The following is a 13,281-nucleotide window of genomic DNA, read 5'->3' on the forward strand; positions in this document are numbered from 1 at the left end:
CGAGGAATTGCAATGATTGAACTCAAGAACGTTTCCAAGTGGTACGGCAGCTTCCAGGTGCTGACCGATTGCTCCACCAATATCCAGAAGGGCGAGGTGGTGGTGGTGTGCGGGCCTTCGGGCTCGGGCAAGTCCACGCTGATCAAGACCATCAATGCGCTGGAGCCCTTCCAGAAGGGCGAGATCTTTGTGGACGGCACGGCCGTGCACGATCCCAAGACCAATCTGCCCAAGCTGCGCAGCCGCGTGGGCATGGTGTTCCAGCACTTCGAGCTGTTCCCCCACCTGTCGGTGACGGAGAACCTGACCATCGCCCAGATGAAGGTGCTGGGCCGCAATGCGGACGACGCCAAGAAGCGCGGCCTCAAGATGCTGGACCGCGTGGGCCTGACCGCCCACAAGGACAAGTTTCCGGGCCAGCTCTCGGGCGGCCAGCAGCAGCGCGTGGCCATTGCGCGTGCGCTGTCCATGGACCCCATCGTCATGCTGTTCGACGAGCCAACTTCGGCGCTGGACCCCGAGATGGTCGGCGAGGTGCTGGACGTGATGGTGGGCCTGGCCAACGAAGGCATGACCATGATGTGCGTGACCCACGAAATGGGCTTTGCGCGCAAGGTGGCCAGCCGCGTGATCTTTATGGACGTGGGCGGCAAGATCCTCGAAGACTGCTCCAAGGACGAGTTCTTCGGCCACCCCGAGAACCGCCAGCCGCGTACCAAGGACTTCCTCAACAAGATCCTGCAGCATTGAAGCAGTAGATCACCAAGACAAAGGCGCTCGCAAGAGCGCCTTTTTTGTGCCCGAAAACCGGCGCAACCTGAAGCCAGGGACAGAAAGCAAGGGCCTGCGCCGGCCGCGCCGCCCGTAGCGATGCTGTCGTCCTCCTCCCATAGCGTGTACAGAGAGGGGGAAGGCGCGAAGCGCCTCAGGGGGCGTCCCTCATCAAAGTACTTTGGCCAAACAGGCTTTGCACCAGATCCACCACCAGCTCGGCGGTCTGGTTGCGCAGATCGAGGGCGGGGTTGAGCTCCACGATATCGAGCGAGGCCAGGCGGCCCGTGTCGGCGATCATCTCCATGCACAGCTGGGCCTCGCGGTAGTTGGGGCCGCCGCGTACCGGAGTGCCGGTGCCGGGCGCGATGTCGGGGTCGAGAAAATCCACGTCGAAGCTCAGATGCAGATGCACGTCGCTGTTCTGTGGCCCGTTCACGCCCGCCAGCGCGCGGCGCATGACTTCGCGCATGCCCAGCTCGTCGATGGCACGCATGTCGTAGACCTCCAGACCGAGTTCGCGGATCATGCTTTTCTCGCTCCCGTCCACGCTGCGCAGCCCAATCTGGCAGAAGGCCGATGCAGGCAGAGCGGGCACGGCGCCCGACAGCGCGGCCAGCGATTTCGGCCCGCGCCCGCAGAGGCTGGAGACGGGCATGCCGTGCAGATTGCCGGTGGGCGAGCTCTCGGGCGTGTTGCAGTCCGAATGCGCATCCAGCCACAGCACGCGCAGGCGCTTGCCCGTAGCGCGGCAGTGCCTGGCCACGGCGCTGATCGAGCCCGTGGCCAGGGTGTGGTCGCCGCCCAGCAGGATGGGCAGCCGTTTTTGCTGCAGCAGCTGCAAGACCGTGTCGTGCGCGATCCGGTTCCAGGCCAGGCACTCGGCCAGATTGCGCATGCCCTGGGCATCGCGTTCGCCGCGCGGATTGGGCGGTCCGGCCAGATTGCCGAGATCCTGCACCGCCACGCCCAGGCGTTGCAGCGCCGGGGCCAGCTGGGCCACGCGCAGTGCGTCGGGCCCCATGGCCGCGCCCAGGCGCGAAGCGCCCACATCGGTAGGCAGGCCTATCAGCGTGGCCTGGATCTGGCCGGTTGCGGCAACGGTATGGCTGGCGTGTTCCATGGTCATGCGGTTTTGCGTTGATGAAGTCCCAGGACCTGGCCGGTTTGCGCGCTTCGCACCATGGCGAACAGGTCCTTGGGATCGCTCAGCGTGGGTACGAGCTCGATCTGCGACAGCAGCCCCGTGCGGCGCGCCAGCGCGTGCATGGTGCGCAGGGCCGAGTAGTCTTCGAGCGCAAAGCCCACCGAGTCGAACAGGGTGATCTGCTGCGGCGAGCTGCGGCCCGGCGCCAGGCCCTGGAGCACGCGCCAGAGCTCGGTGACGGCGAAGTCGGCGGGCATTTGCTGCAGCTCGCCCTCGATGCGGGTCTGCGGCTCGTATTCGACGAAGACCTGGGCGCGCCGCAGCAGGCCGGCCTCGAGCTCGGTCTTGCCCGGGCAGTCGCCGCCCACGGCATTGATGTGCATGCCGGGCTCGGCCAGGTGCTCGGGCAGGACGGTGGCGCGGGTCTTGTCGGCCGTGGCCGTGGTCACGATATCCGCGCCCTGCACGGCCTGCTGCACGCTGGCGGCGACGGTCGCGGTGGCGCCGAACTGCGGGAGCCAGGGCTGCAGATTGCGCACGAGCTTTTGCGCTGCGGCGGGGTCGATGTCGAAGAGGCGCAACTCGTTCACCCCGAGCAAGGCCATGAAGGCCAGCGCCTGGAATTCGCTCTGCGAGCCGTTGCCGATCAGCGCCATGCTGCGGCTGCCCGCGCGCGCCAGCCGGCGCGCAGCCATGGCCGAGGTCGCGGCGGTGCGCAGTGCCGTGGTCAGCGTCAGCTCGCTGACGAAGCGCGGCATGCCGGTGGCCACCTCGGCCAGCGCGCCGAAAGCCATCACCGTGGGCAGACCCAGGCGGGGATTGGCAGGGTGGCCGTTGACATACTTGAACGCATAGTCATGCGCGTCGGCCACCGGCATGAGTTCGATCACGCCGCTGGCCGAGTGCGCGGCCGTGCGCGCCGACTTGTCGAAATCCTGCCAGCGCCCGTAATCGGCCTCGACGGCCTCCGTCATGAGGCGCAGCACCTCCACGATGCCCACCTGGGCGACGAGGCGCGCCGCGTCGCTGGCGCTCAGGAAGTCGGTCTGCACCCGGGCCGAAGACTGGCTTTGAGGAACAGCCATGGTGATTCCTCCTTGGCTAGATGATTCAGACTTTTACCTCTTGTGGACAGCAGTGGCAAGCGCTGGCAGCTATGGTTTTGAGCGCGATCCGGCCCGGGTGTTTCCGATCGTGGTCAAGGTCGATGTCCATGATGTGACAATGTCGGCATGACCCAGACTCTGACTATCACCCGCCCCGACGACTGGCACCTGCATGTGCGCGATGGCGAAGCCATGCGCTCCGTGGTGCCGCACACGGCCGCGCAGTTTGCTCGCGCCATCATCATGCCCAATCTCAAGCCGCCCGTGACCTCCACCGAGCAGGCCATGGAGTACAAGCAGCGCATCCTGGCGGCCGTGCCCGAGGGCCTGAGCTTCGAGCCGCTGATGACACTGTATCTGACCGACAATCTGCCGCCCGAGGAGATCGCGCGCGCCAAGGCGGCCGGCATCGTGGCCTGCAAGCTCTATCCGGCCGGTGCCACCACCAACAGTGACTTCGGCGTGACCGATCTGCGCAAGATCTACCCCACACTGGAAGCCATGCAGCGCGAAGGCCTGCTGCTGCTGGTGCATGGCGAGGTGACCAGCAGCGAGATCGACCTTTTCGACCGCGAGGCGGCATTCATCGAGCAGCGCCTGATTCCGCTGCGCCGCGATTTCCCCGAGCTCAAGATCGTGTTCGAGCACATCACGACCCGGGAAGCCGTGCAATATGTGAACGAGGCCGACCGTTTCGTGGGCGCGACCATCACGCCCCAGCATCTGCTGTTCAACCGCAACGCCATCTTCACGGGCGGCATCCGCCCGCATTTCTACTGCCTGCCTGTGCTCAAGCGCGAAACCCACCGTCTGGCCCTGGTGCAGGCGGCCACCAGCGGCTCCAACAAGTTCTTCCTGGGCACGGACAGCGCGCCGCATGCGGCCCATCTCAAGGAAGCCGCGACCGGCTGTGCGGGCTGCTACAGCGCCCATGCGGCCATAGAGATGTATGCCGAGGTGTTCGACAAGGCCGGCGCGCTGGACAAGCTCGAAGCCTTTGCCAGCTTCAACGGCCCTGATTTCTACAGTCTGCCGCGCAATACCGGAAAAATCACGCTGCGCCGCGAGGACTGGACGCCGCCCAGCAGCTTTGCGTTTGGCGAAGCCCAGCTTAAGCCGCTGCGCGCCGGCGATGTCCTGCCCTGGAAGCTGGTGTAAGCTGAAACCAGCGGCCCATGCTGTCATATGACTGCGTGGGCCAATCCAGGCACTGTTGCGAAGAGGAGGGTTCATGGCTGAGTTGCAGCCCCGTATCGCCTTGCTGATCGATGCCGACAATGCTCCGGCCGAGAAGATCGACGAAATACTCACCGAGCTCTCCACCTTCGGCGTGATCAATATCCGCCGCGCCTATGGCAACTGGACCAAGCACGGCCTGATGGGCTGGCAGAACAAGCTGCTCGAATATGCGCTGCGGCCCATGCAGCAGTTCGACTATTCCAAGCACAAGAACGCCACCGACATGGCGATGACCGTGGATGCGATGGAGCTGCTCTATACCGAGAAGCCCGAGGCTTTCGGCATTGTTTCGTCGGATGCCGATTTCACGCCGCTGGTCATGCATCTGCGCTCCAAGGGAGCGGCCGTCTACGGTTTTGGCGCGGCGCAGACGCCCAGGCCTTTTGTCAACGCCTGTTCGCGTTTCCTGTATCTGGAAGCCCTGGGCGAGGAGGTCGCGCTGGAGCCGGCGCCGGAGCAAAAGCCTGCCAAGCCCGAGGCCGAGGCTCGCGACCACAAGGCCGAGCCTGCGGAAGCCGCGGCCAAGTCCGATGACGGCGCAGGTTTGCGCGTGCCCACGCAGCAGCTGCGCCAGGATACCTGGCTGATGAATCTGCTGCGTTCCGCGGTCAACGCCGTGCAGGACGAGGAAGGCTGGGCGCGTGTCGGCGCGGTCGGCACGCAGATCGGCAACAAGACCTCTTTCGATGCGCGCAATTACGGCTACGCAAGCCTGACCAAGCTGCTGGCGGCCACCCAGGCCTTCGAGCTGCGCGACGAAGGTACGCCCCGCGTGGCGGTGCGCGACAAGCGCCTGCTCAAGGGCCGCTCCGGCAACTGATGGATCAAGGCATGGGCTCGGGAATGGTGACCGAGGATTGGCGTATCGACTGGCAGGCTCCATGGCTGGCGGATATGCATGAACTGGGGCGACGGGTGCAGGCGCTGGTGCAGGAGGGAGCGAGCGTGGCCCAGGCCTTGCAAAAAACGGCTCGCCTCCATGGCCTGCTCGAAGGCTGGCAATTTGTAGACCAGCAGCTCCTGCCCGCGGGCCAGGCCTATGAATCCTTTATCGGTGCCGAGCGCTGCATTCCCACGCGCGACAATCTGCACGATTTTTTCAACGGTCTGATCTGGCTGCACTGGCCGCGGCTCAAGCAGGGTCTCAATGCGTTGCAGGCCGCTGAAATCGAGCGCCAGGGCGTGGGCGCCCAGCGTGGCCGCCTGAGGGATGCGGTCACCGTGCTCGATGAAAACGGCGGCTTGTTGCTGGCGCCCCAGGCCCTGTGTGACGCACTGCAGCAGCGACGCTGGCAGGAGCTGTTTGTGCAGCGGCGCGAGCTGTGGCAGCGGGCGCGCTTCTGGCCCATGGGCCATGCTTTGCTGGAAAAGCTGGTGCGGCCGCGCAAGGCCATCACGGCCCATGCGATATGCGTGCCTGTGGAAAAGTGGGGCGGCCTCTCCAGCCTTGCCGAGGTGGATTGCTGGCTGCGCGCGCAGCTCGACTCGGGGGCTTGCAATCTTGCCGACAAGCCCTATCTACCAATACCCATATTAGGAATCCCGGGCTGGTGGCAGGAGAACCAGAACTTTTCCTTCTATGATGACTCGTTAGTTTTCCGAGCCCCAAGTACCCCACAAACAGCACAACAACAGGTACTGCCAGCACAAGGCCTGGCGTGATCGGCATTGGCCCAGCAAGGGCGGTGCATCAAGGGTTTCGGCAATTTTGATCTCAGTGTGGAGTACACCCTCGATGAAACGTATCGCTTTATTTCTGTTGACCAATATCGCCGTCGTGGCGGTGTTGGGTGTTGTGGCCAGTCTTCTGGGCGTCAACCGCTATCTGACGGCCAACGGCCTCAATTTTGGCGCCCTGCTGGGCTTTGCCTTCGTCATGGGCTTCGGCGGCGCCATTATTTCGCTGCTGATTTCCAAGCCCATGGCCAAATGGACTTCGGGCGTTCAGGTGATCAACGAGCCGCGTAATGCCGACGAGGCCTGGATCGTCAACACCGTGCGCGGTTTTGCCGAAAAGGCCGGCATAGGCATGCCCGAGGTCGGCATCTACGAGGGCGAGCCCAATGCCTTTGCCACGGGAGCGTTCAAGAACTCGGCCCTGGTCGCCGTGTCCACCGGCCTGCTTGAAGGCATGACGCGTGAAGAGGTCGAGGCCGTGATCGGCCACGAGATCGCCCACGTGGCCAACGGCGACATGGTGACCATGACGCTGATCCAGGGGGTGATGAACACCTTTGTGGTCTTTCTTTCGCGCGTCATCGGCTATGCGGTGGATTCCTTTCTGCGCCGCAACGACGAGCAGAACTCCGGCCCCGGCATCGGCTACATGATCACCACCCTGGTGCTGGACATCCTGCTGGGCTTTGTGGCTTCCATGATCGTGGCCTGGTTCTCGCGCCAGCGCGAATTCCGTGCCGATGCGGGCGCGGCCCAGCTCATGGGCAATCGCCAGCCCATGGTGAATGCGCTGGCCCGCCTGGGTGGCATGCATCCGGGCGAGCTGCCCAAGAGCGTGGCGGCCATGGGCATCGCCGGTGGCATCGGCAAGCTGTTTTCCACCCATCCGCCCATCGAAGAGCGCATTGCAGCGCTGCAGAACGCCCGCTGAGAACGCTGACTTGTAAGCGGCCGCGGTCCGTCTTTACCCCTGCTTCACAAGCCCCTGTCAACAACCGGCAGGGGCTTTTGCGTTGTATAGGCGAGTGATTCAGGAGTTGCCATGAAAACCTTTAAAACTGTTTTGGGTCCGCGTTGGCTGCCCGCTGCCGCGCTGGCCGCTGCCTGTGCGGCGCTGACGGGTTGCGTGGTCGCCCCGGCCTATCCTGCCTATGGCGGCGATGTGGTCTATGCGCCCATGGCGCCGCCTCCACTGCAGGCCGAGGTCATCCCCGTAGCCCCGTCGCCGGCCTATGTCTGGATCGGCGGATCCTGGGGCTGGGGCGGTGGGCGTTACAACTGGCATCCGGGCCGCTGGGCCATGCCGCCGCGTGCCGACTATGGCTGGCATGCGGGCGGCTGGTCGCGTGGCCCGCGTGGCTGGCAGGGCTACGGCGGCCATTGGGGACCGCGGCGCTGAGCGCGTACCTGATAGCAAGGGCGGCCGGCTTCGGGCCGCCCCGCTAGGCGTGGCCTGGGCGGGGCGCTACATTGTCTGCAGGAGGTGTGCCGTGAATCCTGCACTCGTCAGCCGCCGTGATGGCGCGGTTCTCATTCTTTCCAACAACAATCAGGCGGCGCGCAACGCGCTATCGCCCGAGTACTACCATGCGGTCATGGACGGCTTGCGCGCCGCCGCGGCCGACCCCTCGCTGGCGGCCGTCATTCTTACGGGGGAGGGCGGGCACTTCTGTGCCGGCGGCGATCTGCGCCAGCTGGCCACACGCCGTGAAATGCCCGCCGCGCAGCGGCGCGAGCGCCTGGAGGATTTGAACCGCTTCATTCGCGCCATCCGCGACTGCCCCAAGCCGGTGATTGCGGCCGTAGAGGGCGCGGCCGCGGGGGCCGGACTGTCCCTGGCCATGGCCTGCGACATGCTGGTTGCAGCCAGGAACGCGGTGTTTTCCGTGGCCTATGTGAAGGTCGGCCTGACCCCGGACGGCGGTGCCACGGCTTTTCTATCCGAGTTTGTCTCGCGCCAGGTACTGACCGAGCTATGCCTCACCGGCGAGCGCGTGAGCGGCGAGCGCATGCACCAGCTGGGCTGCGTCAATCGTCTGACCGAGTCCGGCGGGGCTCTGCCCGCGGCTCTGGAGTTGGCCAGGCAGCTGTCCACAGGCCCGGCGCAGGCCGTGGCCCGCATCAAGACTCTGTGCCATGCGGCGCAGCACCAGTCATTGCAGCAGCAACTGGACCTGGAGGCCGACTATATGGTGGAGGCTCAGGGCGGCGAGGAATCCCGTGAAGGGATCGGCGCTTTCCTGGAAAAGCGCCAGCCCGATTTTGCCGGGTTGCGATGCGCTATCGCACCGTGTAGTTAAGCTGGAACATCAGGCCGGAATTGCCCAGCACATTGAGCTGGCCACCCCAGTTCTTGTTGAAGTTGTAGCCGATGGCGGGAATGGCCGTGATGCCCCAGCCATGCGTGTTGTTCAACGGAATCTTCTTGTTGTACGGGTACTTGTAGCCGTGGATCACGCCCGCGGTCAGCTTGAAGTACAGATCGGGAATGCTGTCGAACGGCTTGAACTGCCAGCCGTAATAAGCATATTGGCTGGGCTGGCCGAAGGAGTTGCTGAAATACGCAAACCCGGCGATGTGACGTTCGTCGAGTGTTTTTTCCGCCTGGATCAGCCACACATAGGAATGCTTTTGCGAATCGGGTTCCCAAGAGTTTTCTTTCTTGGCGTCCGAGTAATGCAAGGTATAGGGCGAGTAGCCAAAAGTCCAGCCGGACAGCGCCGAGCGAGACGTGTCGTCATCGGGCGTGGCTGCAGCGGCAGAGGTCTGGGCATGGGCGCAGGTACAAAGGACAAGGCCTGCGGCCACCTGCGAGAGCGTGATGGAGCGAGGGAAAAGCATGGACGGAATTGTGCAGGATCGTGCCGGCGCCGTGGGCGTTGTTGGGTGAGTGCGACGTTCGCAGATGTATTAGACATTTCCTGACATTTACAACTGTCGCTCATCAAGCTTGGCTCTGCAGGCCGGCGGTCAGGCTTTTCTGGCGCCATGTTCGCCAGCATCCACGCGCCAGCGCCGCCGCGGTGAGCGCAACCTGTGGCGCTCGCGGTAGTCGCTGGGCGTCATGCCCGTATGGCGTACGAAGATGCGTCTGAAGGCCGCAGGGTCGGCATAGCCGCAGGCCAGGGCGATGGAAGGAATGCTCTCCAGCGTGATCTCCAGCAGCACGCGGGCCCGCGCGCAGCGCAGGCCGTGCAGATGGTCCAGCGGGCTGTGGCCGAGTTCCTGCTGGAAATGCCGCAGCAGCGTGCGCGGGCTGACCGAGGCCGCATCGGCCAGCACCCGCAGGTCATAGGGCTGCTCCGTATGGGCTTCGAGCCAGGCAATGGCATGGGCCAGTGTGCTGGCCCGGGTGGCCGGCAGCTGCAGGTCCCGCGAGGCTGCCTGGGCCGCACGCTCGCGCAACGGATCGGGCTGCAGCACGGCCCCTAGAGCAGCGGCCAGATCGTCGCCCAAGGCCATGCGCGTGAGAGCCAGTGCCATGGGCAGCAGCGCTTCGAGGTGGGAGGCACTGAGCCAGTGGCCGTCATGGACCAGCGGCCGGCCCGGGGCGAGTGCGATCTCGGAAAAGTCCAGGCTGAAGCCGCCCATGTAGAACCAGGGCAGGGCCACGCTCAGGCCCTGGCAGCGGCCGCTGCCGGCCGCAAACCAGGCAGCGCTGCCCAGCGTGCAGACCTGCAGGCCCTGGTCGAAGGCGGCCGCGGTGCGCTGCACCAGAGGCTTGTTGGCGGCCACGATCTCGCGGATGGCGGGAATGTCTGGGCATTGCAGCGAGCTCAGGAACAGCGCGCGCACCGGCCCGGCGACGGCGGCGCCCTCGGCTCCATGGGGCATGTGCTTGCCCATGTCGCGGCCTTGCCCATCCACCCAGCGCCAGCCGAAGCGCGGCCCATGGCGGCCATGCCGCAGGCCGGCCAGCAGATTGGCGCTGCGCAGCATCTCCACCAGATGCAGAGCATGGCCGATGGCGCTTTCGGTGAGACGGGGTAGCTCGATGACGAAGTTGGCGGACATGGCGGGTGTGGCGATTTCGGCGTGGCGATTGGCGATTCTGCCTCGCAAGAAGGCTGGGCTTCGCTTTTAGCATGGTGCTTCAACCACGACAAAACGGAGACCAATATGCAGCTGCGCCTTCGCCCGCTCGCCCTTGCCGCTTCCGCAATGAGCTGCGGCCTGGCTTTTGCCGCCACCGCCCAGGGGCTCGATGCCCAGGGACTTTCGGCGCTGGACGCCGCCATCGCGCCGCTGGCACCCAAGATGGTCGAGTGGCGTCGCGACATCCATGCGCACCCCGAACTCTCGGGCCAGGAAAAGCGCACGGCCGGGCTGGTGGCCGAGCATCTGCGGCGCCTGGGCATGGAGGTACAGACGGGCGTGGGCGGCCAGGGCGTGGTGGGCACGCTGCGCGGCGGGCTGCCCGGGCCCGTGGTGGCGCTGCGCGCCGACATGGATGCCTTGCCCGTGGCCGAAAAAACCGGCCTGCCGTTTGCCTCCAAGGCCAAGGCCCAGTACATGGGCAAGGAAGTGCCGGTCATGCATGCCTGCGGCCATGATGCCCACGTGGCCATGCTCATGGGCGCGGCCGAGGCGTTGGCCGCCATGAAGGCCAAGCTGCCGGGCAGCGTGAAGTTCATTTTCCAGCCCGAGGAGGAAGGCGCTCCCATCGAGGCCGACGCCAGCGGCCATGTGCCCAGCTTTGGCGCCAAGGCCATGGTGGAGGCCGGCGCGCTCAAGGACGTGCAGGCCATCTACGGTCTGCACATCACGGCCAATCTGCCACCGGGCGTGGTGGGCTACCGTGTCGGACCGCTGATGGCCGGAGCCGACAACGTGACCATCCAGGTCGAGGGCCGCGGCGGCCATGGCTCCTCGCCCTGGAATGCCGTGGACCCGGTGGTGGCAGCGACCCAGGTTGTCGCCGGACTGCAGACCGTCATCAGCCGCCAGCTCGACATCAGCAAGGAACCCGCGGTGCTGACCATAGGCGCCATCAACGGCGGCACGCGCTATAACATCATTCCCGACAGCGTGGAGATGCTGGGCACGCTGCGCACCTTCGACGAAGGCATGCGCGAGGACGCCCACAAGCGCATTGCCGCCACGGCCGAGCACATTGCCGCGGCCAGCGGCGCCAAGGCCAAGGTGCGCTTCGGCCCGGTCAGCTATCCGGTCACCACCAACCCCGCGGAGCTGACCGAAGCTTCGCTGCCGGCGCTCAAGCTGGCCATGGGCGGCAAGGTGATGCTGATTCCCAAGGTCAGCGGATCCGAGGACTTCTCGGAATTCCAGAAGCAGGTGCCGGGCTTCTTCTACTTCCTGGGCGCTACGCCCGAGGGCAAGGATTACATGACGGCAGCTTCCAACCATTCGGCGCTGTTCGACATCGACGAAAAACAGCTGCCCGTGGGCGCGCGCTCGCTGGCCGCATTGGCGCTCGATTATCTGCAGCGCAATCCGCGCTGATGTGAAAACGGCATGGCTTTGAGGCCATGCCGTCGATCAGGCCTGGGCGTGGCCGCGTCAGGCTGCGCCGCCCGAGCCGCGCACGCCCGAGGACGGGATCTCCAGGCCCAGGATGGCGCAGGCCACGGCCTCGCCGACCTTGATGCCGTCCACGCCGGCCGACAGAATGCCGCCCGCGTAGCTTGCGCCTTCGCCGGCCGGGTAGAGGCCGCGCGTGTTCTCGCTCTGGAAGTCTGCGCCGCGGCCTATCTTCACGGGCGAGGAGGTGCGGGTTTCCACACCCGTCAGCAGTGCGTCCTGCATGTCGTAGCCGCGGATCTTCTTGCCAAAGGCCGGCAGGGCCTCGCGCATGGCTTCGATCGCATAGCCGGGCAGGGCCTGATGCAGGTCGCCCAAGCTGATGCCGGGCTTGTACGAGGGCTGGACCGCGCCGAATTCCGTGGACGGCTTGCCGGCCACAAAGTCGCCGACCAGCTGTCCCGGCGCGCTGTAGTTGCTGCCGCCCAGCACATAGGCCCGGGACTCCAGCTGGCGCTGAAACACGATGCCGGAGAGCGGGTGACGCTCTCCCGGTGCGAGCTTTTCGACGCCGTAGGTCTTGCCGCCAAAGGCCCAGGCAAAGCTGGCTGGATCCTGCGGGTAGTCCTCGGGGCTGATGGCGCAGACCATGCCGGCATTGGCATTGCGCTCGGCGCGCGAATACTGGCTCATGCCGTTGGTGACGACGCGCTCGGGTTCGCTGGTCGCGGCCACCACGGTGCCGCCAGGGCACATGCAGAAGCTGTAGACGGCGCGGCCGTTCTTCGCATGGTGCACCAGCTTGTAATCCGCGGCGCCCAGCAGCGGATGGCCCGCATCCTTGCCCCAGCGCGCCCGGTCGATCACGCTTTGCGGGTGCTCGATGCGGAAGCCCACGGCAAAAGGCTTGGCCTCCATGGCCACGCCGCGTTCGTAGAACATCGCAAAAGTGTCGCGGGAGCTGTGGCCCAGCGCCATGACCGCATGGCGCGTGGCCAGGGTATAGCTCTCGCCCGTGGCCTGGTTCAGCACCTGCAGGCCCACGAGCTGGCGGCTCTCGTCCTCGATCAGCACATCGCTCACGCGCTGCTCGAAGCGGATCTCGCCGCCCAGGCGAATGATTTCCGCACGTATGCCCTCGACGACCTTCACCAGCTTGAAGGTGCCGATGTGCGGGTGGGCGGCAAACAGAATCTCGGCGGGCGCGCCATGGGCCACGAACTCGCTCATCACCTTGCGGCCCAGATGGCGCGGGTCCTTGATCTGGCTGTAGAGCTTGCCGTCGGAGAAGGTGCCGGCGCCGCCTTCGCCAAACTGCACATTGGATTCGGGCGTCAGCTCGCGCTTGCGCCACAGGCCCCAGGTGTCCTTGGTGCGCTCGCGCACCGGCTTGCCGCGCTCCAGCACAATGGGTTTGAAGCCCATTTGTGCCAGCACCAGCGCCGCAAAAATGCCGCAGGGGCCAAAGCCCACGACCACGGGTCGCTGCTCGAGCTGCGCGGGCGCCAGCCCCACGGGCTTCCAGCTCATATCGGGCGTGGGATTGACATGGGCATGCTCGGCAAACCGAGCGAGCAGCGTGGCCTCCTGGCCGGCGTCGGCCAGCGTGATGTCGACGATGTAGACGGCCAGCAGCTCGGACTTGCGCGCATCGAAGCTGCGCTTGTGCACCTGCAGGCCGGCGATGGCCTGGGCAGCAATGCCCAGGCGTTCGGCCGCCAGCTGCACGAGCCTGTCGGTGGGGTGGTATTCGGTGTGGTTCTCGGGGTGGTATTGCACCGCCGCGAGCGGGAGTTTGAGTTCAGCGATCCGGATCATGGCTTGTACCTATCAAGCAGGGGCTAGGATGGTACGGCAAAG

General features: G+C 65.5%; 14 protein-coding genes. 9 read left to right on the forward strand and 5 right to left on the reverse strand.

Going from position 1 to position 13,281, the window contains the following annotated elements; genetic code table 11:
• Positions 1-12: 12 nt before the first annotated feature.
• The gene (locus AB6724_RS07335) at positions 13-750 is read left to right on the forward strand and encodes an amino acid ABC transporter ATP-binding protein (RefSeq protein ID WP_369337852.1); all 738 of its coding nucleotides are present in this window, start codon (positions 13-15) and stop codon (positions 748-750) included.
• Between the two features lie 175 nt (positions 751-925).
• Here the strand turns inward: AB6724_RS07335 and rocF are convergent, their stop codons facing one another.
• Both rocF and ocd read right to left on the reverse strand, forming a co-directional pair.
• Positions 926-1,900: an arginase gene (rocF, locus tag AB6724_RS07340; protein WP_369337853.1), complete on the reverse strand. Its 975-nt coding sequence runs from the start codon at positions 1,898-1,900 to the stop codon at positions 926-928.
• Positions 1,897-3,003 (reverse strand): ornithine cyclodeaminase, encoded by a 1,107-nt coding sequence (gene ocd / locus AB6724_RS07345; protein ID WP_369337854.1) that lies wholly within the window; start codon positions 3,001-3,003, stop codon positions 1,897-1,899. Before ocd ends, rocF begins: the two co-directional genes overlap by 4 nt.
• Here ocd and AB6724_RS07350 point away from each other — a divergent pair.
• The 7 genes from AB6724_RS07350 (at position 3,002) to AB6724_RS07380 (ending at position 8,240) form a co-directional block, all read left to right on the forward strand.
• Positions 3,002-3,154 (forward strand): hypothetical protein, encoded by a 153-nt coding sequence (locus AB6724_RS07350; RefSeq protein ID WP_369337855.1) that lies wholly within the window; start codon positions 3,002-3,004, stop codon positions 3,152-3,154. The genes ocd and AB6724_RS07350 overlap by 2 nt on opposite strands.
• Complete coding sequence (gene pyrC / locus AB6724_RS07355; RefSeq protein ID WP_369337856.1) at positions 3,151-4,182, forward strand: dihydroorotase; 1,032 nt, start codon at positions 3,151-3,153, stop codon at positions 4,180-4,182. The genes AB6724_RS07350 and pyrC overlap by 4 nt, the downstream gene beginning before the upstream one ends.
• A gap of 73 nt (positions 4,183-4,255) precedes the next feature.
• Positions 4,256-5,083 carry an NYN domain-containing protein gene (locus AB6724_RS07360; protein WP_369337857.1) on the forward strand — a complete coding sequence of 276 codons (828 nt, stop codon included), beginning with the start codon at positions 4,256-4,258 and terminating at the stop codon, positions 5,081-5,083.
• An 11-nt stretch (positions 5,084-5,094) separates the two neighbouring features.
• Positions 5,095-5,925 carry a DUF3025 domain-containing protein gene (locus AB6724_RS07365; RefSeq protein ID WP_369337858.1) on the forward strand — a complete coding sequence of 277 codons (831 nt, stop codon included), beginning with the start codon at positions 5,095-5,097 and terminating at the stop codon, positions 5,923-5,925.
• Between the two features lie 73 nt (positions 5,926-5,998).
• On the forward strand, positions 5,999-6,871 hold the full coding sequence (htpX, locus tag AB6724_RS07370; RefSeq protein ID WP_369337859.1) for a protease HtpX: 873 nt from the start codon (positions 5,999-6,001) through the stop codon (positions 6,869-6,871).
• A gap of 111 nt (positions 6,872-6,982) precedes the next feature.
• On the forward strand, positions 6,983-7,339 hold the full coding sequence (locus AB6724_RS07375; RefSeq protein ID WP_369337860.1) for a hypothetical protein: 357 nt from the start codon (positions 6,983-6,985) through the stop codon (positions 7,337-7,339).
• Positions 7,340-7,430: 91 nt separating this feature from the next.
• Positions 7,431-8,240 carry an oxepin-CoA hydrolase, alternative type gene (locus AB6724_RS07380; RefSeq protein ID WP_369337861.1) on the forward strand — a complete coding sequence of 270 codons (810 nt, stop codon included), beginning with the start codon at positions 7,431-7,433 and terminating at the stop codon, positions 8,238-8,240.
• Here AB6724_RS07380 and AB6724_RS07385 read toward each other — a convergent pair.
• Together AB6724_RS07385 and AB6724_RS07390 are read right to left on the reverse strand one after the other, a co-directional pair.
• Complete coding sequence (locus tag AB6724_RS07385; protein WP_369337862.1) at positions 8,221-8,781, reverse strand: hypothetical protein; 561 nt, start codon at positions 8,779-8,781, stop codon at positions 8,221-8,223. The two genes, AB6724_RS07380 and AB6724_RS07385, sit on opposite strands and share 20 nt — an antisense overlap.
• A 129-nt stretch (positions 8,782-8,910) precedes the next feature.
• Complete coding sequence (locus AB6724_RS07390) at positions 8,911-9,954, reverse strand: GlxA family transcriptional regulator (RefSeq protein WP_369337863.1); 1,044 nt, start codon at positions 9,952-9,954, stop codon at positions 8,911-8,913.
• 105 nt (positions 9,955-10,059) lie between these two features.
• On the opposite strand from AB6724_RS07390, the gene AB6724_RS07395 reads away from it, so the two are divergent.
• The gene (locus AB6724_RS07395; RefSeq protein WP_369337864.1) at positions 10,060-11,403 is read left to right on the forward strand and encodes an amidohydrolase; all 1,344 of its coding nucleotides are present in this window, start codon (positions 10,060-10,062) and stop codon (positions 11,401-11,403) included.
• Positions 11,404-11,460: 57 nt separating this feature from the next.
• Here AB6724_RS07395 and AB6724_RS07400 read toward each other — a convergent pair whose 3' ends face one another.
• On the reverse strand, positions 11,461-13,239 hold the full coding sequence (locus AB6724_RS07400) for an NAD(P)/FAD-dependent oxidoreductase (RefSeq protein ID WP_369337865.1): 1,779 nt from the start codon (positions 13,237-13,239) through the stop codon (positions 11,461-11,463).
• Positions 13,240-13,281: the final 42 nt, after the last annotated feature.

It is taken from the genome of Comamonas guangdongensis (assembly GCF_041079535.1).
Taxonomy (GTDB): Bacteria; Pseudomonadota; Gammaproteobacteria; order Burkholderiales; family Burkholderiaceae_C; genus Comamonas; species Comamonas guangdongensis.

Coding starts and splice junctions, on each gene's coding strand:
- AB6724_RS07335 (WP_369337852.1), top strand. CDS start 13: ATGATTGAACTCAAGAACGTTTCCAAGTGGTACGGCAGCTTCCAGGTG.
- rocF (WP_369337853.1), bottom strand. CDS start 1,900: ATGACCATGGAACACGCCAGCCATACCGTTGCCGCAACCGGCCAGATC.
- AB6724_RS07350 (WP_369337855.1), top strand. CDS start 3,002: ATGGTGATTCCTCCTTGGCTAGATGATTCAGACTTTTACCTCTTGTGG.
- ocd (WP_369337854.1), bottom strand. CDS start 3,003: ATGGCTGTTCCTCAAAGCCAGTCTTCGGCCCGGGTGCAGACCGACTTC.
- pyrC (WP_369337856.1), top strand. CDS start 3,151: ATGACCCAGACTCTGACTATCACCCGCCCCGACGACTGGCACCTGCAT.
- AB6724_RS07360 (WP_369337857.1), top strand. CDS start 4,256: ATGGCTGAGTTGCAGCCCCGTATCGCCTTGCTGATCGATGCCGACAAT.
- AB6724_RS07365 (WP_369337858.1), top strand. CDS start 5,095: ATGGGCTCGGGAATGGTGACCGAGGATTGGCGTATCGACTGGCAGGCT.
- htpX (WP_369337859.1), top strand. CDS start 5,999: ATGAAACGTATCGCTTTATTTCTGTTGACCAATATCGCCGTCGTGGCG.
- AB6724_RS07375 (WP_369337860.1), top strand. CDS start 6,983: ATGAAAACCTTTAAAACTGTTTTGGGTCCGCGTTGGCTGCCCGCTGCC.
- AB6724_RS07385 (WP_369337862.1), bottom strand. CDS start 8,781: ATGCTTTTCCCTCGCTCCATCACGCTCTCGCAGGTGGCCGCAGGCCTT.
- AB6724_RS07390 (WP_369337863.1), bottom strand. CDS start 9,954: ATGTCCGCCAACTTCGTCATCGAGCTACCCCGTCTCACCGAAAGCGCC.
- AB6724_RS07395 (WP_369337864.1), top strand. CDS start 10,060: ATGCAGCTGCGCCTTCGCCCGCTCGCCCTTGCCGCTTCCGCAATGAGC.
- AB6724_RS07400 (WP_369337865.1), bottom strand. CDS start 13,239: ATGATCCGGATCGCTGAACTCAAACTCCCGCTCGCGGCGGTGCAATAC.